Source organism: Ruegeria atlantica (assembly GCF_001458195.1).
In the GTDB taxonomy this organism is placed as follows: domain Bacteria; phylum Pseudomonadota; class Alphaproteobacteria; order Rhodobacterales; family Rhodobacteraceae; genus Ruegeria; species Ruegeria atlantica.
Map to the genome: position 1 here is coordinate 1 of NZ_CYPU01000070.1, position 23,031 is coordinate 23,031.

Sequence of the window (23,031 nt, forward strand, 5' to 3'; positions counted from 1 at the left end):
GCGTGGCCGGGGCAGTCGACGTGCGCATAGTGACGCGTGTCGGTCTCGTATTCCACGTGGGCGGTCGAGATGGTGATGCCACGTGCTTTTTCTTCAGGCGCGCCGTCAATCTGATCATACGCTTTGAAGTCACCGAAATACTTGGTGATTGCTGCGGTCAGCGTGGTCTTGCCGTGGTCAACGTGGCCAATCGTGCCGATGTTGACGTGCGGCTTATTACGCTCAAACTTTTCCTTTGCCATTCCTCAGGCGCCCTTTTGCGATTGGGGGGACCCGTGGTCCCGTGGTTACATCTGCGCGCGCGAGATATTTGGTTCAAAGGGGAAAATCAAGCACATCCTGCGTTAAAAGCTGGTTAAGACGCCGGATTTTGGGTGACCTCGACGGATTCCAACGGCTGGATCAGGTCGGGGCGCTTGTCGAACCAGCCGTTGTCCTTGTGTTCCTCGGCCAGCCATTCCTCGACACGATCGGCTACCTTGAGCGCCAAACCGTCCATTTGCTCTTCTCTGGTGCGGGTATGCCCGGATCCTGTAAGTGCGCTTTCACCGGTCGTGTCTTCAAGAACCTGAAACTGTTTGCCTTTAGCCAGAAACTCTTTTTTGCGCACGTCGTAAACATTCACCAGAACGATTGCCGTGCTTTTGGGGTTGTAGATCACCGGCACACCCGGAGGGGCCAGCATAAACCCCTCAAGACTGATTCCTATGTCGTATTCCTGGGCACCCTCATACCTGCCAAGCCGAATATTGACGGCGTTCTGAATAGCGTCTTCCCACTCTTTAGGCGTCGCTTCCCGCGACACCGGCCCCTTCCGAGCCTTTTCTGCAAAAGCATAATTGACGCGCAATTTGAATTCGCCCAGCGACTCAGGCTCTTCGTAAACCTGTGTCTGCGTGCACGCACCCATCAGGGCCAGTCCGGTAATCAGGGTCAAAGCTCGCAACATTTTCTCGTCTCGATATGCCTGTTTTTCTTTGATCTAGCGCAACCACACGGCTTGTGCCAAGCCGTATCGGCAGAAATCCACTTGCCAGCGCGCTTACTCACGAAAACTTATAGTCGCGCGGGAAACCATAAGGCGCTTTTTTCCCAACACTGGCCCGTTTGGCCAGCCACTGTGACATGTCCGCCTCGTGACGCGTTTTGTCACCGCCCATGGACCACCTCAACCCTTCTTCCCAGTTGAAGGTCGTGATGTCGGACAGGCCACCATCCAGTTCCAGTGTGCCCTGTCGGCCGCGCGCCATATTGTATTTTTGCAGGCGTACGCCCTTACCGCGCCCCATTTCGGGCAGCTCTTCCACTGGGAACACCAAGAACTTGCCGTTCTGCGACACGACCGCGACGTGATCGCCCGAAACGGGCTTACAGATCATCGCCGTCTCATCAGCTTTGACGTTCAGCACCTGCTTACCGTTGCGGGTCTGGGCCAGCACGTCATCTTCGGGCACCATGAAACCGTTACCCGCGTCTGACGCCACCAACAGCTTGCGCCCTGGCTTGTGGATCAGGATGTCGATGATCTGTGCCTCATTCGGCAGGTCGACCATCAGGCGCAGCGGTTCGCCCATACCGCGCCCACCCGGCAGATTGGCGGCGCTGAGCGTGTAGAATCGTCCGTTCGAGGCAAACACCAACAAGCGGTCAGTCGTCTCAGCGTGGAATATGAAACGCGGGCCGTCGCCGTCCTTGAACTTTAACTCGCGCTTCAGGTCGATGTGACCGGTCATGGCACGTATCCAGCCCATCTGAGAGCAGACAACCGTAATCGGTTCTTTGTCGATCATTGCCTCAAGCGGCACTTCTTCAACCTGCCCGGCTTCGGCAAATTGGGTTCGGCGTGCGCCACCTTCATAGTCTTTGCCAAAGGTCTTCTTGGTCTCTTTCAACTGCTCGGCGATTTTGGCCCATTGCAGGGCCGGGTCGGCCAGCAGGTCCTCGAGATTGGCGCGTTCCAACATCAATGCGTCACGTTCGCGGACCAGTTCCATCTCTTCCAGACGGCGCAAGCTGCGCAGGCGCATGTTGAGGATCGCATCGACCTGAAGCTCGGACAATTCACCCTCGCCCGGCTTGGGCGACACATAGTCCGCCTCGCTGGTGGCGCGGATATGGTCGATGCCCCAATCCTCGCGCATCAACGCGGCTTTGGGGTCGTCGTCGTAGCGGATGATGTCGATCACACGATCCAGGTTCAGGAAAGCGACGATAAAGCCTTCCAGTACTTCCAGACGGTGATCGATTTTGGCCATACGGTGACGCGAACGGCGCAGCAGTACCTCTTGCCGGTGATCAAGGAAGGCGCGCAGCACTTCCTTCATCGAACAAACCTTGGGCGTCACTCCGTCGATCAGCACGTTCATGTTCAGGCTGAATCGAACCTCAAGGTCCGAGCTGCGGTAGAGCATGCCCATCAAAACCTCAGGGTCCACGTTCTTGGAGCGCGGTTCGAGGATCAGGCGGATGTCATCGGCTGATTCATCGCGAACATCGGCAAGGATCGGGATTTTCTTGGTCTGGATCAGTTCCGCGATCTTTTCGATCAGCTTGGATTTTTGAACTTGATAAGGGATCTCGGTGACAATGATCTGCCACTGGCCGCGGCCCAGATCTTCAACCTCATATTTGCACCGCAGGCGGAACGATCCGCGCCCGGTGCGATAAGCCTGCGCAATATTCTCTGGGGGCTCGACGACAATGCCACCGGTCGGGAAATCCGGACCCGGCACATAGTTCAGCAACGTATCATCGCGGGCATCCGGCACCTTGATCAGATGCAGACAGGCATCACACAGCTCGGCAATATTGTGCGGCGGGATGTTCGTTGCCATGCCCACCGCGATTCCGCTGGACCCATTGGCCAGCAGGTTCGGAAACTGCGCCGGCAGTACGACCGGCTCGGACAGCGTGCCATCATAGTTGTCGCGGAAATCGACGGCGTCTTCGTTCAGCCCCTCAAGCAACGCTTCGGCCACGATGGTCATCCGCGCCTCTGTGTAACGTGAGGCCGCCGGGTTATCACCGTCGATATTGCCAAAGTTACCCTGCCCGTCGACCAGCGGGTAGCGAACGTTGAAATCCTGCGCCAGACGCGCCATCGCATCGTAGATCGCGGCATCGCCATGCGGGTGATAGTTACCCATCACGTCGCCGGAAATCTTCGCGGATTTACGGAACCCGCCCGTCGCGCTGAGTCGAAGCTCGCGCATCGCATAGAGGATTCGCCTGTGCACAGGCTTCAGCCCATCGCGCGCATCAGGCAATGCCCGGTGCATGATGGTGGACAGCGCATAGGTCAGATAGCGTTCGCCAATCGCGCGGCGGAGCGGTTCAGCTATCTCGCCCCCATTGTCGGGGGCCTCCATATTGGGGTCGTCGATCGTATCGTTCATATATGATGTGATACGCCGCAAGCGCGCGCTGGTAAAGCAATCAGCTTAGATTTTGCTGGGGACAAGTCGCGCTTTTTGCAACAGGGGGAGACAAGTCCCGGAATTCCCCCGGTTTTCGACTCGGACCGCGAAATATGGTAGGCTGTCTTCATTAGACTGCTGCCAAAGACTGCTGCCAATTTCTTGTACCTGACGATTGACTTGGGGGATGCGCCATGACGCGCCTTATTATTTTGACTTTCACCGCACTTGGCTGGTGTTTTTACGTTATGAGCGGCGGACCAGATTTCGAACCGCGCGGCTTGCGGAGCGATCAACCCGTGCGCGTTGCTTCTGTACCCCAACCTGCGGAGGTAGCACCCACCCGGGCAGAAGAACTTGTGACCAGTGTGGCCGTACGGGCTCCGACCGTGCGTGCTCAACCCCAACCTGAACCCGAAGAGATCGTGCAAATCGTGGCCGAACCAGCCAGCCTTCAGTCTCTGTCCGGCATCTCGGTGTTCGATGATCAGAGCGCAAACATCACGCTTGCTTCGCTGGAAGACGGCGTAGCGGGATTGCGTCAGACCGATGATGCGCCCCTGCCGGAAACATCAGAGGCCGCGGCGATTCCCGAACCTGAAAAAGACATCCGCGAAATCTCGGGAACGCGGGTGAACATGCGCGATGGGCCTGGCACCATATACCCAATTGTCGGCAAAGCTGCCATCGGACAAAAGGTCGAAGTACTGAGCGATTCCGGAACCGGCTGGCTGCGCCTGCGCGTGTTGCCCGCGCAACAGGTCGGTTGGATTTCCGCCTCACTGGTTCGAAAAATTCAAAACTGACGCTGCACCGTCATTGTCCTGACCCTCACCTCGCAATAGCTTTGGCCTGAATTGAAGGTCAGGAAGATCATGCAGAAAACCATTCTTATCACCGGCTGCTCGTCCGGCATCGGTCTGGACGCGGCACACGGTATGCGTGCGCGCGGCTGGCGTGTCTTTGCATCCTGTCGCCAGCAGCGTGATTGCGACCGGCTGCGCGCGCAAGGCTTTGAAAGCCCGCGCATCGACTATACCGACGCCGCAAGTATCGCATCAGGCCTGACCGAAGTGCTTGAGGCCACCGGAGGTACCTTGGATGCGCTGTTCAACAACGGTGCGCACGGCTTGCCGGGCGCAGTTGAAGATCTGCCGACCGAAGGGCTCCGCGTGATATTCGAGGCCAACTTCTTTGGCTGGCATGAACTCACCCGACTGGTGATTCCTGTCATGCGCGAGCAGGGGCACGGGCGAATCGTTCAGAATTCGTCGGTTCTGGGCCTGGTGGCCTTCCCATGGCGCGGCGCATATGTCGCCACAAAGTATGCCATTGAAGGTCTTACCGACACGCTGCGTCTGGAACTTGCCGGAACGAATATCAAGGCCATCCTGATCGAACCCGGCCCAATCACGTCGAAAATCCGCGAGAATTCGATCCCCTTCTTCGAGCGTTTCATCAACTGGGAGAACTCGGCTCTGCGCGAAAAATACGAGGCTTCGCTGTTGAAAAGACTGTACGAATCCTCAGGCCCGGATCGTTTCGAACTGCCTGCATCAGCGGTGACAGAAAAGCTGGCCCACGCGGTTGAATCAAAAAGGCCGCGCGCGCGCTACTATGTCACTACGCCAACCTATATCGCCGGATATCTGCGCCGCCTTTTGCCCACCCGCACCATCGACCGCATTCTGTCGGACGTCTGAGGCGAAATTACCCGTTCGCTTTTCATGTACATGAGGCTAGATGATAGCCAAACGAAACAAGAAACGCGGACGGTGTGCTTATGGACCTTTTGATGGTCATTTTGCTGTTGGCCATGGCGGCGGTCGTCGTCGTGCTGGCGATCGGCATCTCCAATTTCGGCAAAAGCGGCAAAGCTGCTGCGATGAAAAGCAACAAGATGATGCGCCTTCGCATCCTGTTCCAGTTCATTGCTGTGGTGCTGATCGTGCTCTACGTCTACCTGCGCGGACAAGGAGCTCAATAAATGGTCGTTCTGAACAAGATTTACACCCGCACCGGCGATGATGGAAAAACTGCGCTGGGCAACGGCGAACGGGTCGCCAAGTATTCTGGTCGCGTGGCCGCGTATGGGACCGTTGACGAACTGAACGCTTTTGTTGGCGTTGCTCGGACCGAGGCGGAAGGCGACGTCGATGCCGCCCTAGCGCGCATTCAAAACGACTTGTTCGATCTGGGCGCAGATTTCTGTCGCCCCGACATGGAAAAAGACGCCGAGGCCGACTACCCGCCCCTACGCATCGTTGCATCTCAGATTGATCGGTTGGAAGCCGAGATTGACGTGATGAACGAAACGCTAGAGCCGCTGCGCAGCTTCATCTTGCCCGGCGGGTCGCGTCTGGCAGCGAATCTGCATGTCTGCAGAACCGTATCCCGCCGTGCCGAACGCCTTGCGGTCGAATTGACCAACATGGAGCCCGTGAACGCAGTCGCGGTGAAATACCTCAATCGTCTGAGTGACTGGTTTTTTGTTGCCGCCCGCTGCGCCAACGAAAACGGCACTGCGGACGTTTTGTGGGTTCCGGGCGCAAACCGCTGAAGTTGGCGCGGGATCCGGCGGATCCTGCAGCGACCAGCAAAGCAAAACCCCAGCCAAACGGGTGTGGCCCAAAGCTCTGGCACCGGCCACCAAAGCAATAAAATATCGCGCCGTTGCGTCAAAATACATGAAACGCGACGTCTCAAGTTCATGACGTGACGATTTTGCCCTGTTGCAGCGTGAACTGAGACGCTATTCAGTCCCCCGAGAGCATTGGTGGAGTCGCTTCGCGGCTTACCGTTTTTTGTGAGGAGCAAGCGCAAAATGAAGGTACTCGTGCCTGTCAAACGCGTGATTGACTATAATGTGAAAGTTCGCGTGAAAGCGGACGGTAGCGGTGTTGATCTCGCCAATGTCAAAATGTCGATGAACCCGTTCGACGAAATCGCTGTGGAAGAAGCGATTCGCCTGAAAGAAGCAGGCAAGGCTGACGAAATCGTTGCGGTTTCGATTGGCGTCAAGCAATCGCAGGAAACCCTGCGCACCGCACTGGCCATGGGTGCTGACCGCGCCATTCTGGTTGTTGCCGCCGATGACGTCCATCAAGACATCGAACCGCTGGCCGTTGCCAAGATCCTGGCCAAAGTGGTCGAGGAAGAGCAACCCGGCATCGTTTTGGCTGGTAAGCAAGCGATCGACAACGACATGAACGCTACCGGTCAGATGCTATCGGCCCTGCTGGGCTGGTCGCAAGGCACCTTCGCGTCCGAACTGGACATCGAAGGCGACAGCGCCAAGATCACCCGTGAAGTAGACGGCGGCCTGCAGACCATCAGCGTCAAGATGCCGACCATCGTCACTGTTGACCTGCGCTTGAACGAGCCGCGCTATGCGTCTCTGCCGAACATCATGAAGGCGAAGAAAAAGCCGCTGGACGAGAAAACCGCCGCCGATTACGGCGTCGACGTCACCCCGCGTTTGGAAGTCGTCAAAACCGAAGAGCCGCCGGCACGTGCTGCTGGTATCGTCGTCGGCTCGGTTGATGAGCTGGTTGAGAAACTCAAAGAAGCGGGGGCTGTGTAATGGCTGTTCTTCTTCTCGCAGAAGTCAACAATGGCGAACTGGCGATGGACGCCACCGCCAAGGCTGTCACTGCCGCAAAGGCACTGGGTGACATCACCGTTTTGGCCGCGGGCGGTTCTGCCGCTGCTGCCGGTGAGGCCGCCGCCAAGATCGACGGTGTGTCCAAGGTACTGGTTGCCGAAGACGCGTCGCTGGGCCACCGCCTAGCTGAATCGACCGCGGCCCTGATCGTCGGTCTGGCTGATGGTTATGAGCACATCGTTGCTCCTGCCACCACCGACGCCAAGAACGTGATGCCGCGCGTTGCAGCCCTGCTGGACGCGATGGTGATCTCCGATGCATCTGGCGTGGTTGACGGCTCGACTTTTGAGCGTCCGATCTATGCGGGCAACGCGATCCAGACCGTGAAGTCACACGATGCCAAAAAAGTCGTCACCTTCCGTACCGCGTCCTTTGACGCGGCTGGCGAAGGCGGCTCGGCTGCGGTTGAGACCATCTCGGTTGGTGACAACCCAGGTCTGTCGTCATGGGTCGAGGACAAGGTTGCCGCGAGCGACCGTCCGGAACTGACCTCGGCTGGCGTTGTTGTCTCGGGCGGCCGTGGTGTCGGCTCGGAAGAGGACTTCAAACTGATCGAAAGTCTGGCTGACAAGCTGGGTGCCGCTGTCGGCGCATCGCGCGCCGCCGTGGACTCGGGCTATGCACCGAACGACTGGCAGGTCGGTCAGACCGGTAAGGTTGTTGCACCCGACCTTTATGTCGCGATCGGCATTTCAGGCGCGATTCAGCACCTAGCTGGTATGAAAGACTCGAAAGTCATCGTTGCGATCAACAAGGACGAAGAAGCGCCGATTTTCCAGGTTGCGGATTTTGGGCTGGTTGCAGATCTGTTCCAGGCCGTACCCGAACTGACCGAGAAACTCGGCTAACCGCTGGCTTAGCTTTTTCATCGCGAAATTTTGAAAGGCCCGCTAATTGGCGGGCCTTTTTTATTAATGCAGATTGCGTATTGGCCCCATCAAAGCTGCCGCAATCGCCCGATGGGCAGCTGGGCCAATCATGTGCTCTGCCATTGGTTGTTGCAGTGTGCCGAACAACATGTCCACAATCTCGTCAGACTGACCGCACACATGGGTTTTGACGTCGACGATATCCGTGCAGGATTTGCCAACGACCTGGATCATCTGATCCGTTACGCCGACATCAGCGAAGTCAATGTGATGCGCGCCCTGCTCTCCTCGAAGGACCTGCAGCCGCAAGAGGATCACCGGGGTTTCCAGGGCTTGCAAAAAATCACCGATCTTCCGAACCCAGTTTCGGCGCAGTTCGTCCAGAACAACTTCGATGCGCGCGTCGCGAACCTTTTGCAGGCAGGTCATCAGGTGGCGCACGAAATGAACCTCTGTGAAGTCGATTTCGGGATACAGGCTGATCAAATCCTTCGTTGGCGCCAAAAACCGATCGTTACGCCTGGAATGAACGCGATAAAATTGGTTGGACTGCCCAAGAAGCCCTGGCGCCTGCATGACGCAGATATCTGCGCCCCTTAGCAAATTGCACAACCCCCTGTCATCGCACAACGCGTCAACGCCGCTGAACAGACATCCAAAGTTCAGAACGCGTCTTTCGAGCCCGTCCTCGAGAATAGCTGAGAATGGACGGTCGACGAATCGCCCAAATGTCTCATCCCCGCCAACGCAAGCTGCGTAAGGTTGATCCAGAACACGCCGAGCACCGCGAAACCAAAACCGCGATCCTTCATATTGGCAAACCTCATGCCCGGGTCCCCCCGAGCCTGTTTGATGATAGCTCATATCACTCACCCATTTTTCACCCGGTTGCCATCTTGCAGCCGCAAGTCTTGAGAAAATCCTAATGTGCGCATTTGAAGCAAAATCGAACGGTCGGATCCCCTTGCCGCCCGCCCCGATCTGTCGATACTGTCGCCGTATCCCGAGACATAAAGGCACCTGAACATGGATGTAAAATCGGTCGGAGTGATTGGCGCAGGTCAGATGGGCAATGGCATTGCTCATGTTCTGGCGCTGGCAGAGTATGACGTTCTGCTGAACGATGTCTCGCAGGACGCGCTGGACAGCGCCGTGGCGACGATTGAAGGCAATCTGGCCCGACAAGCATCAAAAGGCAAAATCTCGGACGAAATGATGCAAGCCACGCTGAGCCGGATCAACACGACGTTGGAGCTGCCCCAGTTGGGTCAGACCGATCTGGTGATCGAAGCCGCGACCGAGCGGGAAGCAATCAAACAGGCGATTTTCGAAGACCTGCAGCCGCATCTTCTGCCCCATACGATTCTGACATCCAACACGTCCTCAATCTCGATTACCCGCCTGGCCAGCCGAACGGATCGGCCGGAACGCTTCATGGGGTTCCACTTTATGAACCCGGTGCCCGTGATGCAGCTGGTCGAGCTGATCCGGGGGATTGCCACGGATGAAGAGACGTTCAAATCATGTAAAGCGGTTGTGGACCGGCTTGGCAAAACCGCAGCTAGTGCGGAAGACTTCCCGGCCTTCATCGTGAATCGCATCCTGATGCCGATGATCAATGAGGCCGTATATACTCTCTACGAAGGGGTCGGCAGCGTACAGTCGATTGATCAATCGATGCGGCTAGGCGCAAACCATCCAATGGGCCCGCTGGAACTGGCTGATTTCATTGGGTTGGACACATGTCTGGCGATTATGAACGTGTTGCACGACGGGTTGGCAGACACCAAGTATCGGCCCTGCCCACTGCTGACAAAATACGTCGAAGCAGGCTGGCTTGGCCGTAAGACCGAACGCGGGTTTTATGATTACAGAGGTGAAACACCGGTCCCAACGCGCTAAAGGGGCCCAGGCCCCTCGCCCGGGATATTATGAGCCAAATGAAGAGCGGATCAGGAATCGCGTGATTTACCAAGCGCCATTGTGCGTTTTCTGAGCCACGCCATGAAACCGCGCGGATCACTTTCCAGCAGCTTCATATCCTCGTCCGAAATCGGCTCGCCAATCACCGGAGATTGCGGCTTGTTGCAAGAGCGAACGATCTCATGCAGCAGCAGCCCCTGTCGTAGGATCGGCGACAGCTTGTTGGCAATCTGATAGGCGCGTGAATTGCTGCCCGGAAAGAAAATCGGAACCACCTGCGCGCCGGATCGGCGGATCATCTTGGCGGTAAACACATTCCATTCCTGCTCTTGCGCAGGACCGAACCAGTCGTCCGAGGACATCACCACACCCGACGGGAACAGCGCAACCACGCCACCTTCCTTCAGGTGTTCCATCGCCTTGCCACGCATCTCAAGCATTTTGGCTTGCGCTTCGGGGTCGTGTGGAAAAGGAACCGGGATCATGAACGAAGTCGCGGCCTCATCCAGTCCGGTCAGGACCGAGCGGGTCAGGATGCGGTAATCATTGCGAACCTGCCCGATCAATTCGGCCAGTATCATGCCGTCGACCATGCCATGCGGGTGATTGGCCACGACGATCACAGGCCCTTTTTTCGGGATATTTGCATATTGGTCCTGCGGCGTGGTCAGGTTGATTCCCATGACCTCAAGCGCACCGCCCCAGAACCTTTGACCACGATAGTATTCGTTCTTTTTTTCGAACTTATTGACCATCCGCAGAATGGTTAGCTTACCCGTACACCATTCGATGGCGCGGATAGCTGTAGACGTCCAAGCATCATCGAAGGAATTCGCATAGGTCAGGGTTCTACGATCATAGATTTCGCCCTGATCTTCCGTCCCGTCCACCACCGGGCCTGTCTTGGTCTCGTGCGTCGTTTGCGCCAATTCCTGGTTTTCCCGTTCTTCGTATCGCGACTGGCAGGATTAGAACCCTTCCCCGAACTTTCCGTTCACAAGGGTTTCCAATGCATCCGCCAACGCCTCAGCATCCGGTCCGGACGTCTCGACGTCAATAGTCGTTCCGCGAGACGCTGCCAACATCAAAAGACCCATGATGCTGTCCCCTGATGCAGAAAGTCCGTCTTTGGACACCTCTGCCTGCGCGTCAAACCCCTCAACTACTTCGACCAACTTAGCCGAGGCGCGGGCGTGCAGGCCTTTTTCATTGATTATTTTCAAGCTTCGGTTGGTCATTCTTAATCAATCCGGTCTTAATCTAACGTCACGTTTTGGGCATTTATATATTTGCGTCCAGCCTCCATCGCCCGCCGGACCGCATCCCCGATCGGCAGGTGGCGACTTTTGGCCAATTTAATCAACATAGGCAGATTTGCACCGTAAAGAATACGCCGATCCTGCGGCGTACAGGCCTTCAGACTTAGATTCGACGGGCTGCCGCCGAATAGATCCGTGACAACAACCACACCGTCGCCGACATCGACGCCGTCAGCGGCGGTGCAGATTTCTGACTGCTTGGCTTCCCGGTCGTGGTCAGCCTCAATCGAGATTGCGGCCAGGCCCGGTTGATTTCCGACAACATGCTGCATTGCGGCCAGATATTCCTGAGCCAGCCCGCCATGTGCTACGAGTACGATCCCGATCAATCCAGCCTCTCATTCAACGATCGACGTTCCATTTCGCGGTGCCTAATTGCCACTTGCTGCCCTTCCTGTGCAAGGGCGTTTGCGACCGCTTCTGCAGTTGCGACCGATCTGTGTTGCCCTCCGGTACACCCGAAGGCCACCGAGAGATGCGCTTTGCCTTCGGCGCGGTAGGCCGGAAGCAACAATTTCAGCAGATCGACAACACGGTCAAAAAACGGCGCGTAATTCGCGTCAGACCGTACATAGCGCGCCACGTCCTGGTTTCGACCATCTTCGGCTCGCAATTCCGGGCGCCAGAAGGGATTCGCCAGAAACCTGCAATCAAAAACCATGTCCAATCCGTGCGGCAAGCCGCGTTTGTACGAAAAAGATTCGATGGATACCGCCAGATGTCGACCGCCTTCCGGAGCGAACCAATGCTCGACCTCCTTGCGTAGCTGGTGAACGTTAATCTGGCTGGTGTCGATCAGAATGTCCGCAATTTCTCTGATCGGGGCCAACAGCTCTTTTTCCTGCAGTACACCGGCTTCAGGGCCTGCATCGGCCGCGACCGGATGGCGCCTTCGGGTTTCCGAAAACCGCCGCAGCAGCACTTCGTTTCGGCAATCCAAATAGAGAACCGTCAACTCGACCTGCTCGGTCCGCCGCAGCCGCATAACAAGATCAATGAACCCGATGGTCGAGAAATCGCGATTTCGGGCATCGATGCCCAACGCCATTGGCCGATCGTTTTCCGGACCGTCCAACAAACGCATCAAAAGGCCCATCGGCAAATTGTCGATGGCTTCGAACCCCAAGTCTTCAAGCACACGGATCGCCGTTGTCCGCCCAGCACCCGAAGGGCCGGTGATCAGAACGATCCGCCGCTGTTGTTTCATTTGCTGGGCCATTCCGGGTTCACGCGCCCCATTTTCATCAGTTGCATCAATGCCGAAGCCAAGTTGGGGACGCCGCGCCCGCGAAGCAGGGGCACAGTTTGCCCAAGGGCGCGGATCGAGATCGGATCTGGCAAACGTACTTCTTCCCGCTGGTCCATATCCACCACATAGCGCAAGCCCACTGGTCCTACAGGTGGCGCGCGCAACAATCCGATACCGCGGGCCTCAATAACGCCTCGGATATTTTGGGCCGCATCAGCAGTCACTTCACCGCCGTTATTACGTAAAGCCACGCGGTCATCACCGACAAGTTCGGCACCCAGTGCCATCATCTGCAAGACCAGCTCAGATTTTCCCGCTCCTGACGCGCCAACAATCAGCAGACCGCGCCCGCCAACAGCCACGCAGCTGGCGTGGAGTATGGCACTGTCCTGTTTTTCCAGATCATAGATTGACGGGGCGCTCATGATTTACACGGGCAAGCCAACTACAAAGCGCGCGCCTAGTGGGTCCGAGGTGATATTGGCATCGGTAGGCCGGATGTTTTCGGCCCAGATCACACCACCATGTGCTTCGACAATCTGTTTGGAGATTGCCAGCCCCAGGCCCGAGTTGTTTCCGAAGTGCTCGGCGGGACGCTCGGAATAGAACCTTTTGAAGACCTTGGTCAGGGCCTGCTCCGGAATACCGGGGCCGGTGTCTTCGACAACGACCAGCACCCTGTTTTCGCGCCGCCGGACCCAGACACGAATCGCATCGCTTTCGTCACAGAACGAAGTAGCATTGGTGATCAGGTTGACAAAGACCTGCGCCAGTCGCGCCTCCAGTCCATTGATTATGATTGGATTGGACGGCAGATCGGTTATATAGTCGATCCCTTTGGCCCGTGCATCTTCACCCAGATGCTGGCTTATATTGCCAACCAGCTTCACCAGATCAAAGGGCTCTTCTTCTTCCTTGACCAGTTCGGCATCCAGACGGGACGCGTTCGAGATATCGCTGACCAGACGGTCCAGACGGCGAACGTCATGTTCGATAACACCCATCAATTTTTCACGTTGGTCATCGCGTTTGACCATTCGTAACGTTCCAACAGCTGATTGAAGGCTGGCCAGAGGGTTCTTGATCTCATGCGCGACATCAGCGGCGAACTGTTCGTTCGCGTCAATTCGGTTGTAGAGCGCGGACACCATGCCCCGCAGTGCGCGGCTTAGAAGACCAATTTCATCCGGACGCGCGGTCAGGTCGGGGATGCGGATACGGCCAGGATTTACTCCGGCGCCCCGGTCCTTGCCCAGTTCGGCGGCCGCCGCAAGATCCGCCAACGGGTTTGCGATGGTTGAGGCTAGAACAAGGCTAAGTCCGATCGACACAAGAAGCGCGACAATAAACATCTGAAGTATGCGCTCCTGCTCGCGACGGGCGAGGGCGTCAATCTCTCCGGATGGACCGGCCATGGCAACGGCCCCTACGGCGACGCTATCCTGCAGGATAGGGACGGCTGCAACGATGACCGTTTCGCCAAAGTAATCCTTGACGGCCTGCACCTGCATCTGCCCCTGCAGCGCGCCGGGCACTATGGTCTGAACCCTTTGCGCCAGCGTCGGCGCTTCGCTGGGTTCTGTGGCGGTGAACACGCGCGACAAACCCGTCCACACGGCGTTCAATGCGTCGCTGATCAAAGTACTGCCGGTCTGAACCTCGGACTCGGACGCCAACAGTGCCTGCTCGGACGCTGCGCCACGCGCCCATCCAATCAGTGTTCCGCGCGCGTCATAGACAAAGACTTCGCCCCCTTGGGGCAGGGTAAGGCCCTCCAGCGTGTCCTTTACGTCCAGTGCGCCGGCATCCTGCGACAGGCCGGACGCTGTCCGGCGCAGCTGTGCTTCGAACACGTTGCTGACCAGCTGCGCATCCCCGATCAGGTTGCGCGCGGTCTGCTGAACCTGTTCATCGCGGGAATCGTCCAAATACAGCAACCCGGTGACCAGCGTTACCAAGGCGATCAGGTTGAGCGTGATGATCTTACGCGCAAGCGGCGAGCCGCGCATTGCAAACAGGCCGCGGCGGCGGCGCGCGTGCCGAAGTTCGGCTGACTTGGGATCCTGCGGGATGACCCAATCATCCCCCAGAACGACATCACCGTCCCGCAATTCGCTGGTTTGTTCTGTATCGCGCACGAGCCCCGGTTACCCCTAGTATTTGGCCACGCCTATTCTTCGTTGTATCTGTACCCAATTCCGTACAGTGTTTCGATCGCCGAAAACTCGGAATCTGCGGCGCGCATTTTCTTGCGCAGTCGCTTGATGTGACTGTCGATCGTACGATCGTCAACATAGACCTGATCGTCATAAGCCACATCCATCAGCTGATCGCGGCTTTTGACAAAGCCCGGACGCTGAGCCAACGCTTGCAACAAAAGGAATTCGGTCACGGTCAAAGATACGTCCGAGCCCTTCCAGCTAACCGCATGGCGCAAAGGATCCATCCGCAGATCGCCGCGCTCCATAACCTTGGCGTCACCTGTGTTGGCGGTCGTCACATCGCCAGTTGTCGCCTCTTGCCGGCGCAGCAGTGCGCGGATGCGTTCAACCAATAGACGCTGAGAAAAAGGTTTCTTGACGTAATCGTCCGCGCCCATGCGCAGGCCGAGAACCTCGTCAATTTCGTCATCCTTGGATGTAAGGAAAATCACCGGCATCTGGGTTTTCTGCCGAAGACGCTGCAACAGGTCCATCCCGTCCATCCGCGGCATCTTTATGTCCAGAACAGCCATATCGGGCAGTTTCTTGTTGAAAGCGTCCAGCGCTGCCTGCCCATCATTATAAGTCTCAACCTCGAACCCTTCGGCTTCGAGCGTCATGGATACGGACGTCAGAATATTTCTGTCGTCGTCCACCAATGCAATCTTCGACATCGGGTTAACCCCTATTCCTGCTCACTCACGCAATAATTCGCTTATTAGTAGGGCATCTTTGTCGTTTTTATGACCGCGAATCAATCCGTATCTGCGAATCGTGCGATTGTTATCACACAGATGCGGCAAAAAAGCCGTTAATGAGAGCGTAAAAGCGCCTTGTTTTCTGGCGAGAAATTAGTGGTGGCGCTAAACTTTGACTTGGTTGCGCTAACTGCGCCAAACCGTCCTGTTCATGCCCCAAACGACCATGTTAAGACCCGCGCATCCGCCGGTTTTCCCGGTATACTGCCCCAAGAGCGCCCCCGGCCCAATTGCCGGCGCGCCGCCACAGGAGAAGAAACGCATGACATCTGGACGGGTTAACCCGCAATTCCGCCTCGAAGATCAGGGCATCGAGGGTCTGGGCAATGTCTATTACAACTTCATGGAACCGGCGCTGATCGAAGAGGCGCTGAAGCGCGGCGAAGGCACTCTTGGCAATGGCGGAGCTTTCCTGGTCACCACAGGCAAATTCACCGGTCGTTCGCCCAAGGACAAACACGTCGTCAAAACCGACAGCGTTGCCGATAACATCTGGTGGGAAAACAACGCCGCGATGACCCCCGAGGGTTTTGACGCGCTATATGTCGATATGATCGAGCATATGAAGGGCCGTGATTATTTCGTGCAGGATCTCGTCGGCGGCGCCGATCCCGCCTATTCAATCAATGTGCGCATGGTCACCGAACTGGCATGGCACAACTTGTTCATCCGCCACTTGCTGCGCCGCCCGGATCGCGAAGATCTGGAAGAGTTCGTTGCAGATTTCACCGTCATCAACTGCCCAAGCTTCCAGGCCGACCCGGCCAAGCATGGCTGCCACAGTGAGACCGTGATTGCGCTGAACTTCGACCGCAAGCTGATCCTGATCGGCGGTACGGAATACGCGGGCGAGAACAAGAAATCGGTCTTCACCCTGCTGAACTACATGCTGCCTGAAAAAGGCGTGATGCCGATGCATTGCTCAGCCAACCACGCTGTTGGCAACCCGGTCGACACCGCGGTGTTCTTTGGCCTGTCCGGCACCGGCAAAACCACCCTGTCGGCAGACCCTGCCCGCACGTTGATCGGCGATGACGAGCATGGCTGGTCGGATCGCGGCACCTTCAACTTCGAAGGCGGTTGCTATGCCAAGACCATCAATCTGAACGCCGAAGCCGAGCCGGAGATCTACGCGACCACCAGCAAATTCGGCACTGTGATCGAGAACATGGTCTTCGACCCCGAAACCAAGGAACTGGATTTCGAGGATGACTCGCTGACCGCGAACATGCGCTGCGCCTATCCGCTGGAGTATATCTCGAACGCCTCGAGCAGCGCGCTGGGTGGGCACCCCAAGAACATCATCATGCTGACCTGTGATGCATTTGGTGTTCTGCCTCCGATCGCACGGCTGACCCCGGCGCAGGCGATGTACCACTTCCTTTCGGGCTTCACGTCGAAAGTGGCGGGGACAGAGCGTGGCGTCACCGAACCTCAGCCCACCTTCTCAACCTGCTTTGGCGCGCCCTTCATGCCGCGTCGCCCGGAAGAGTATGGCAACCTGTTGCGCGACAAGATCGCCCAGCATGGTGCGACTTGCTGGCTGGTGAACACCGGCTGGACCGGTGGTGCCTATGGTGTTGGCAGCCGAATGCCGATCCGCGCAACCCGCGCGTTGCTGACAGCTGCCTTGGAAGGATCGCTGCGCGACGCCGAGTTCCGCAAAGACGCCAATTTCGGCTTTGACGTCCCGGTATCCGTTCCCGGCGTGGCCGAAGTTCTGCTGGATCCGCGACGCACCTGGGATGACCAGGCCGTATTCGACAAGCAAGCGGAAAAACTGGTGCAGATGTTTGCAGAGAACTTTGAGCAGTACCTGCCCTTTATCGATGATGACATCAAAGCCGTAGCAATCGGTTGAAATCAAAGGGGGCGGTTTTCGCCCCCTTTTCTTTTGCCCAGGCGAGTAACCTCTCTGTAATCTTCCTGTGGTTGTATAATGCGCAATGCATATACAAATTCGTTGCTCGCTGCAGCAGATTGCAGTACTTCACTGTGTCATTATGACGAAAAAGCCCGGCGCTTGCGCACCGGGCGTGAAGAAAAAGACCTTGGGGACACTTATGAGCGCGCACTCACATTCGCGATTTGAGCAACCTAATCAAATATCTAGTGTAATCCATCGGGGATGGGTGTCAATATGAGACGTGCTGGAAAAATTCTGTTTCAGCGAGTTTCTAACTTTCGCTCCAACGCGAAAGGCGGCAAGGAAAACAACAGGTAGGCAAATGACGGAAATCTCGAAACTGACCGAACTTCGCAAATTGATGCAGAGTATGGAACGGACCCTTGGACTGGAGCAACTCTCTCCGGTTGAGCGTGACATTTATTATGCGGCCGAGGAACTGTCGAAAGCCGATCAAGAAGTCCGCACGTTCGGTTTGATCGAGCACACCCTTGTTCAGAGCGTCTCGCGTCCGACATTTTTCCGCGCGTTGAAATCGCTGGTCCAAAAGGGCTATCTGTCCCAAAGCGGCAATGCCAACCGGGGGCGGTATATCGTGCATGCGCCCAGGTGACACCGCTAACCTGCGTGTTGATGGCTAATAATCGTGCGCAGATGGGCCTCTGACACTTTCTTCGCCTCACTGGCTTACATAGTTGCATCATTCCTCACTTTCGAGGTCTTGATGCCGCTGCAAAACGTGTTCTTTCCTGAATACCCAAGCCGGGCCAGCCTGCTGTTCCTGCCTCACGGGGTAAGGGTCCTGGCAGCGTGGCTACTGGGGTGGCGCGCGATTTTCGCATTGTTGCCGGGTGTCTTTGCAGTTTTCGCATTTCTGGGGGGGGCGGATGTCTTCTTACCCAGCCGCTTGTTGGCAATTGTCATCGCGGTCACAACGGTTCCTACCGTGTTCTACCTGCTCAAATGGGCAGGTTGGGACTTGTTTCCCAGACCTGATCGCAAACCCTGCTGGCTGTGCGTCATGGGTGTCGGCGTGATCACGTCGTTCCTGGCATCCGCCATGACAAACATGAGCTTTGGCAGCGCAGGGGTAGAGTACATCGCCTTTCTGATCGGCGATATCTCGGGGCTATTTTTCCTGATGCTGGGGCTTTACTTCACGTTTCGGTTTATGGACCGCAGAACTTAACCCATCAGACCGCGGCGCAGCAGGTTCAATCCTGCGGCCAACAGCACAACCAAAGTCACTTTGCGAAACAGCTCCTGATCGATTCTCGATTGCAACTGCATGCCCACCCACATCCCGATCACCGCCGGAACGATCAGGGCAGCCGAAAACGGCGCGGTGTCGGCCCGCAGGATACCTGATCCCATATGGGCGACCATCAGGGCAATTGCACCCAGCCCATAGATGACCCCCTGCACCCGCATTTGCACGGCTTTCGGCGTGTTCAGGGCCGTCAGGTACGCCACTGTTGGCGGTCCCCAAATACCGGACATACCACCGACAAACCCTGCGACGGCCCCGATCAAAACTTCTATTCTGGCCGATGGTTCTTTCAGCAACAACTTCACACCCAGGACCTGGATCAAGGCAAAGAACGTGACCGGAACGCCAATCATCAACAGGAAGGTCGATGTCGGCACCAAAGTGACCAGCTTGGCTCCGACCAGAAGGAACACCAAGCCCACGATTAGAAAGATGCGAAACTCCCTGACCGACGACACGGCCGCGGAAACACCCTGTCCCAAAGCCTGAAAGGCATTAGTTACCAGTGTCGGAAGGATCAGTCCCGCGATGGCCAGCTCGGGCGGTAGAAAGACACTCAACCCTGAAACCATAACCATCGGCATGGCAAAACCGACGATACCTTTGACCCACCCAGCCAGAAACGCAACGCTCAGAGCCAGCAGAAGATCCTGTGGAGGTAGTAAAGAAAACAATGTCATGGCCCCCTGATATCATTCCTGACGGGCGCTGCACTGCAAAAACACTCGAGAAATATTAGAACTTTTTTGCAACGTAATACGTATTTTTGTTGCGCTGCACGTGCAGCATGATATGACCAGACGACACGAGAAAAGGACACGATTCATGGCCCATGACGGACAGGATATGACCCAGATGACGACACCTGCGATTTTGCCCGATCTTCTGACGCTGACCCGTGCGGCCGCACCCGCCGTTGAAACAGTGTTTGAGCGTGCGCGTGAGTCGGTGCGCGGTATGGTTTCCGCTGATGGCCGTGTATCCGGTGCCTTGATCGAAGCCAATCAAACTGCCGCCCATGGCTTGTCATGGCTGGCCACATATTCTCAGTCCCTGAAACAGATGCAACGCTGGGCCGAGGCGCTGGAGGCCGAAGGTAAGTTCGGTGAAATCGAACAGTTGCTGCACCAAATCGCCTTTGGCGAATACCTACACCAGGTTGCGGGCGGCATTCCGATGAACCAGGGCGAAGTCGTGCGCCTGCAGGACATGGGTCTTGGCTGGGACGCGCTGTCCGGTTTTCAGATCCCCGAAATTCAAACGTTGATGGCGCAGGCCAATTCTCAGACCGCCCGCAGCCGTCTGGTCAAGCTGATGGAAGATCAGGCAGGTGCCACCATCTTCGGTGCCTCGGGTCTGGACGAAGAGCTTGAGATGATCCGTGACCAGTTCCGCCGCTATGCGGTCGAAAAGGTCGAGCCCCACGCTCATGACTGGCACCTCAAAGACGAACTGATCCCGATGGAAGTCATCGAGGAACTGGCGGAAATGGGTGTCTTTGGCCTGACCATCCCCGAAGAATTTGGCGGCTTCGGCTTGTCCAAAGCCTCGATGTGCGTCGTGTCCGAGGAATTGTCGCGCGGTTATATCGGCGTGGGCTCTCTTGGTACACGCTCCGAGATCGCGGCCGAGCTGATCATCGCGGGCGGCACCGATGAACAAAAAGCCAACTGGTTGCCTAAACTGGCCAGCGCCGAAATTCTGCCGACAGCCGTTTTCACCGAACCAAACACTGGCTCGGATCTGGGCAGCCTGCGTGCACGTGCGGTCAAGAACGCGGACGGTGACTATGCGATCACCGGCAACAAAACCTGGATCACCCACGCGGCACGTACCCATGTGATGACGCTGCTGGCCCGGACCAACCCGGACACCACCGATCACCGCGGTCTGTCCATGTTCCTTGCGGAAAAGACCCCGGGCTCAGACGAGAACCCCTTCCCCACGCCCGGCATGACCGGCGGTGAGATCGAAGTTCTGGGTTATCGCGGAATGAAGGAATACGAGCTGGGCTTTGACGGCTTCAAGGTCAAGGGCGAGAACCTTTTGGGCGGTGAAGAAGGCAAAGGCTTTAAACAGCTGATGGAAACCTTCGAAAGCGCGCGCATTCAAACCGCTGCCCGCGCCATTGGCGTGGCCCAAAGCGCGCTGGATATCGCGATGCAATACGCGCAGGACCGCAAACAGTTCGGCAAGTCGCTGATCAACTTCCCCCGCGTGTCCGGCAAACTGGCCATGATGGCGGTCGAGATCATGATTGCACGTCAGCTGACCTACTTCTCGGCTTGGGAAAAGGACCATGGGCATCGCTGCGACCTTGAGGCCGGCATGGCCAAGCTGCTTGGCGCTCGTGTGGCCTGGGCTGCGGCTGATAACGGTCTGCAAATCCATGGCGGCAACGGTTTTGCGCTGGAGTACAAGATCAGCCGCGTTCTGTGTGACGCGCGCATTCTAAACATTTTTGAAGGGGCTGCCGAAATTCAGGCACAGGTTATTGCACGGCGTTTGCTGGGCTAACCGGAATTAGGCATCCCGTTTCCCCAACTAGACCCGGTCTTGTGCCGGGTCATTTTCTTTGTTCCGAACTCCAGTTTGAAATTCACGCCGTCTGTTCTGTGACAGGATAGAGACCTTTCTGATCCTCAATCGAAAAAACTTCCCCCTTTGCTTTTTGTTGAAACCCCTTTAGGGCACGCTGCGACCCAAACCGGGCCCAAGGATGGTGATGACAGAATGACCCGACTATTTTTTGCGCTTTGGGCGACCGTTGCAGCCCTGATACTGGGCGGATGCGCCACAACCCAGCCTGTGGCGGGCTACACCGAGGTGGACGAGCTGGCACTGGCGATCGAAAACCTTGGACCCCAAGTCGATCCCGCCGAGGCACAAAAGGCCGCCACCATCGCCTACACCTATTCGCAGCAACTGAAGCGGGATTGGAACGTCACAGACCCGGCGATTATCCATAACGCCAAGGTCATCAACGGGTTCCGGGAAAAGGGATTGTGCAACGACTGGGCGCAGGCCATGACCCGCCGCCTGCAGCAGGAAAACTTCCGAACTTTGGACGTGCACTGGGCTACGTCGCCCCCAACCGCCTTTCGGATCATCCACCATTCTGCCGCTATCAGCGCCAAAGGAGACACGATGAAAGATGGCATCATCCTTGATCCATGGCGCAACAGCGGTGCACTGTTTTGGGATCAGGTAACTGACGACACCAGATACAATTGGCGGCCGCGCCTGGACGTTCGCGAAGAACTTATCAACGGTGAGATCCCCTACTAATCTGGCTTCGCCGGTTCCCTCGGCACCAGTAAGAAAGTAAGACACCCGAATGATGCGTCTGATCCTGACACTGCCTTTGATTGGCCTGTTTCAATGCGACAGGGACGAATCTGTTGCCGCCTACGGCGCCGCGGACCAGACTTGGGTGCTGCAGGAAATCGACGGGCAGCCTTTCGAGGCCAGCGCCATTTTGCGGTTCCCCGAAGAGGGCAAGATCGCGGGTAACGCCCCTTGCAACAGTTATAGCGGCACCCTGAACGCGCCCTACCCCTGGTTTGAGATTATGGACCTGACCGCAACACGTGCGGCCTGTGCCGGGCTTGAGGCCGAAGGCTTCTATTTCGCTGCGCTGATTGCGATGACGCAGTCCGAAGTATCCGGCGACCTGTTGATACTGCGCAATGATGACGGGCACGAAATGGTGTTCAAAGCCGCCGAGTGAACTGATCCACAAATCTTGCCCGCGCATCCGGCAAGGGGTTATGCCCCAGGGACGGGGCTAGATGGTGTTCCAGAAAGTAACCGGTGGTTTTCAACCCTGCGGCAATCTCAGCGTCCGGCGCTTGCCCCTCACCGCGCAAACAGGGTGGCAGGGGCAACAGCTTATCCGCCCATTCGCCAGCCCCATCGGCGCTAACGGCTCGACCAGTCTTGGGGGAGACATAGACCAACCAATCCGCCGCCCCTGTCACAGCACAGGCCGACAGGTCCAGGCCAAAGCCCAGTTCTTCAAGCAACGCCAATTCCCAGCGCAGGTAAGCTAGCGGCCAGATTTCGTCCTGCCCCAGCAGATCCAACAACTGTTCGGTCTGTTTGTAGATCGCTGGATGCGGTTCACGCTCGGGCAGGCAAAAGGACAACAGCGCAACGGACGCGTTCAATCCTGCCAACGCCATCCGACCCGAAAATGCCGCTGCTGCGCGTGAACGCAAAGGTTCAACCTGAAAAGCGCCAAGATGTTCTTCCAACCGCGCCCGCCACAAAACATCAAGCTGCGCACCGGGTTGCAGGATCGGGGCGATCTTGCGACTGGTCCCTCCGCGCACGACGCCTGCATGACGACCGTGGCCTTCGGTGAAGACCTCGATAATCGCCGCCGTTTCGCCATGCCGACGAGACGTCAGAAGGATGCCGTGATCGCGCCAGTCCAAATCAGGCTCCTTTCGTC

At 57.0% G+C, this 23,031-nt stretch carries 26 protein-coding genes; 13 read left to right on the forward strand and 13 right to left on the reverse strand.

Annotated elements, in window-relative coordinates; all coding sequences use genetic code 11:
* The 3 genes from RUA4292_RS18370 to RUA4292_RS18380 form a co-directional block, all read right to left on the reverse strand.
* Window positions 1–242 (reverse strand): GTP-binding protein (locus RUA4292_RS18370; protein WP_233493493.1); only part of this gene is annotated, 242 nt, incomplete at its 3' end.
* A gap of 113 nt (window positions 243–355) precedes the next feature.
* Window positions 356–949: a hypothetical protein gene (locus RUA4292_RS18375; protein WP_058273249.1), complete on the reverse strand. Its 594-nt coding sequence runs from the start codon at window positions 947–949 to the stop codon at window positions 356–358.
* A 97-nt stretch (window positions 950–1,046) separates the two neighbouring features.
* Window positions 1,047–3,395: a DNA topoisomerase IV subunit A gene (locus RUA4292_RS18380; protein WP_058278920.1), complete on the reverse strand. Its 2,349-nt coding sequence runs from the start codon at window positions 3,393–3,395 to the stop codon at window positions 1,047–1,049.
* A 215-nt stretch (window positions 3,396–3,610) separates the two neighbouring features.
* Between RUA4292_RS18380 and RUA4292_RS18385 the strand changes: the two genes are divergently transcribed.
* From RUA4292_RS18385 to RUA4292_RS18410, 6 genes are all read left to right on the forward strand, one after another.
* The gene (locus tag RUA4292_RS18385; RefSeq protein ID WP_233493494.1) at window positions 3,611–4,222 is read left to right on the forward strand and encodes an SH3 domain-containing protein; all 612 of its coding nucleotides are present in this window, start codon (window positions 3,611–3,613) and stop codon (window positions 4,220–4,222) included.
* Between the two features lie 69 nt (window positions 4,223–4,291).
* Window positions 4,292–5,119 (forward strand): SDR family NAD(P)-dependent oxidoreductase, encoded by an 828-nt coding sequence (locus RUA4292_RS18390; RefSeq protein WP_058278921.1) that lies wholly within the window; start codon window positions 4,292–4,294, stop codon window positions 5,117–5,119.
* Between the two features lie 80 nt (window positions 5,120–5,199).
* Window positions 5,200–5,403 (forward strand): twin transmembrane helix small protein, encoded by a 204-nt coding sequence (locus RUA4292_RS18395; RefSeq protein WP_058273252.1) that lies wholly within the window; start codon window positions 5,200–5,202, stop codon window positions 5,401–5,403.
* Complete coding sequence (locus RUA4292_RS18400) at window positions 5,404–5,976, forward strand: cob(I)yrinic acid a,c-diamide adenosyltransferase (protein ID WP_058278922.1); 573 nt, start codon at window positions 5,404–5,406, stop codon at window positions 5,974–5,976.
* 264 nt (window positions 5,977–6,240) lie between these two features.
* The gene (locus RUA4292_RS18405; RefSeq protein WP_058278923.1) at window positions 6,241–6,999 is read left to right on the forward strand and encodes an electron transfer flavoprotein subunit beta/FixA family protein; all 759 of its coding nucleotides are present in this window, start codon (window positions 6,241–6,243) and stop codon (window positions 6,997–6,999) included.
* Complete coding sequence (locus tag RUA4292_RS18410) at window positions 6,999–7,928, forward strand: electron transfer flavoprotein subunit alpha/FixB family protein (RefSeq protein WP_058278924.1); 930 nt, start codon at window positions 6,999–7,001, stop codon at window positions 7,926–7,928. Before RUA4292_RS18405 ends, RUA4292_RS18410 begins: the two co-directional genes overlap by 1 nt.
* A 63-nt stretch (window positions 7,929–7,991) precedes the next feature.
* On the opposite strand, the gene RUA4292_RS18415 is transcribed toward RUA4292_RS18410, so the two are convergent.
* Entirely contained in the window at window positions 7,992–8,813 is an 822-nt protein-coding gene (locus RUA4292_RS18415) for a DUF6473 family protein (protein ID WP_233493495.1), read from the reverse strand.
* A 162-nt stretch (window positions 8,814–8,975) separates the two neighbouring features.
* On the opposite strand from RUA4292_RS18415, the gene RUA4292_RS18420 reads away from it, so the two are divergent.
* The gene (locus tag RUA4292_RS18420) at window positions 8,976–9,851 is read left to right on the forward strand and encodes a 3-hydroxybutyryl-CoA dehydrogenase (RefSeq protein ID WP_058273257.1); all 876 of its coding nucleotides are present in this window, start codon (window positions 8,976–8,978) and stop codon (window positions 9,849–9,851) included.
* Between the two features lie 50 nt (window positions 9,852–9,901).
* Here RUA4292_RS18420 and RUA4292_RS18425 read toward each other — a convergent pair whose 3' ends face one another.
* The 7 genes from RUA4292_RS18425 to RUA4292_RS18455 are packed head-to-tail and all read right to left on the reverse strand — an operon-like array spanning window position 9,902 to window position 15,315.
* A complete protein-coding gene (locus RUA4292_RS18425) occupies window positions 9,902–10,801 on the reverse strand; it encodes a lysophospholipid acyltransferase family protein (protein ID WP_058278926.1) in 900 nt (299 codons plus the stop codon).
* Between the two features lie 39 nt (window positions 10,802–10,840).
* Entirely contained in the window at window positions 10,841–11,110 is a 270-nt protein-coding gene (locus tag RUA4292_RS18430) for an HPr family phosphocarrier protein (RefSeq protein ID WP_058273259.1), read from the reverse strand.
* Window positions 11,111–11,127: 17 nt separating this feature from the next.
* Window positions 11,128–11,520 carry a PTS sugar transporter subunit IIA gene (locus tag RUA4292_RS18435; protein WP_058278927.1) on the reverse strand — a complete coding sequence of 131 codons (393 nt, stop codon included), beginning with the start codon at window positions 11,518–11,520 and terminating at the stop codon, window positions 11,128–11,130.
* Window positions 11,517–12,398 carry an RNase adapter RapZ gene (rapZ, locus tag RUA4292_RS18440; protein ID WP_082637192.1) on the reverse strand — a complete coding sequence of 294 codons (882 nt, stop codon included), beginning with the start codon at window positions 12,396–12,398 and terminating at the stop codon, window positions 11,517–11,519. Before rapZ ends, RUA4292_RS18435 begins: the two co-directional genes overlap by 4 nt.
* Entirely contained in the window at window positions 12,395–12,865 is a 471-nt protein-coding gene (locus tag RUA4292_RS18445) for an HPr kinase/phosphorylase (RefSeq protein WP_058278929.1), read from the reverse strand. The genes rapZ and RUA4292_RS18445 overlap by 4 nt, the downstream gene beginning before the upstream one ends.
* Window positions 12,866–12,868: 3 nt before the next feature.
* Window positions 12,869–14,578: a sensor histidine kinase gene (locus RUA4292_RS18450; RefSeq protein WP_058278930.1), complete on the reverse strand. Its 1,710-nt coding sequence runs from the start codon at window positions 14,576–14,578 to the stop codon at window positions 12,869–12,871.
* Window positions 14,579–14,610: 32 nt separating this feature from the next.
* Window positions 14,611–15,315, reverse strand: coding sequence for a response regulator transcription factor (locus RUA4292_RS18455; protein WP_058278931.1), 705 nt, complete (start codon window positions 15,313–15,315; stop codon window positions 14,611–14,613).
* Between the two features lie 346 nt (window positions 15,316–15,661).
* Here RUA4292_RS18455 and RUA4292_RS18460 point away from each other — a divergent pair, with 346 nt between their 5' ends.
* The 3 genes from RUA4292_RS18460 to RUA4292_RS18470 all read left to right on the forward strand — a co-directional run bounded on the left by RUA4292_RS18460 (window position 15,662) and on the right by RUA4292_RS18470 (window position 18,494).
* A complete protein-coding gene (locus tag RUA4292_RS18460; protein ID WP_058278932.1) occupies window positions 15,662–17,260 on the forward strand; it encodes a phosphoenolpyruvate carboxykinase in 1,599 nt (532 codons plus the stop codon).
* Between the two features lie 367 nt (window positions 17,261–17,627).
* The gene (locus tag RUA4292_RS18465; protein ID WP_058273655.1) at window positions 17,628–17,918 is read left to right on the forward strand and encodes a hypothetical protein; all 291 of its coding nucleotides are present in this window, start codon (window positions 17,628–17,630) and stop codon (window positions 17,916–17,918) included.
* A 111-nt stretch (window positions 17,919–18,029) separates the two neighbouring features.
* Window positions 18,030–18,494 (forward strand): hypothetical protein, encoded by a 465-nt coding sequence (locus tag RUA4292_RS18470; protein WP_233493496.1) that lies wholly within the window; start codon window positions 18,030–18,032, stop codon window positions 18,492–18,494.
* Here RUA4292_RS18470 and RUA4292_RS18475 read toward each other — a convergent pair.
* Entirely contained in the window at window positions 18,491–19,255 is a 765-nt protein-coding gene (locus RUA4292_RS18475; RefSeq protein WP_058278933.1) for a sulfite exporter TauE/SafE family protein, read from the reverse strand. The genes RUA4292_RS18470 and RUA4292_RS18475 overlap by 4 nt on opposite strands.
* A 145-nt stretch (window positions 19,256–19,400) precedes the next feature.
* On the opposite strand from RUA4292_RS18475, the gene RUA4292_RS18480 reads away from it, so the two are divergent.
* The 3 genes from RUA4292_RS18480 to RUA4292_RS18490 all read left to right on the forward strand — a co-directional run bounded on the left by RUA4292_RS18480 (window position 19,401) and on the right by RUA4292_RS18490 (window position 22,305).
* Window positions 19,401–21,092, forward strand: coding sequence for an acyl-CoA dehydrogenase family protein (locus RUA4292_RS18480; protein WP_058278934.1), 1,692 nt, complete (start codon window positions 19,401–19,403; stop codon window positions 21,090–21,092).
* Between the two features lie 216 nt (window positions 21,093–21,308).
* The gene (locus RUA4292_RS18485; RefSeq protein ID WP_058279043.1) at window positions 21,309–21,863 is read left to right on the forward strand and encodes a hypothetical protein; all 555 of its coding nucleotides are present in this window, start codon (window positions 21,309–21,311) and stop codon (window positions 21,861–21,863) included.
* Between the two features lie 49 nt (window positions 21,864–21,912).
* Window positions 21,913–22,305: an META domain-containing protein gene (locus RUA4292_RS18490; protein WP_058278935.1), complete on the forward strand. Its 393-nt coding sequence runs from the start codon at window positions 21,913–21,915 to the stop codon at window positions 22,303–22,305.
* Here RUA4292_RS18490 and recO read toward each other — a convergent pair.
* Window positions 22,289–23,014, reverse strand: a complete 726-nt coding sequence (recO, locus tag RUA4292_RS18495) for a DNA repair protein RecO (RefSeq protein WP_058278936.1) — start codon at window positions 23,012–23,014, stop codon at window positions 22,289–22,291. The two genes, RUA4292_RS18490 and recO, sit on opposite strands and share 17 nt — an antisense overlap.
* Window positions 23,015–23,031: the final 17 nt, after the last annotated feature.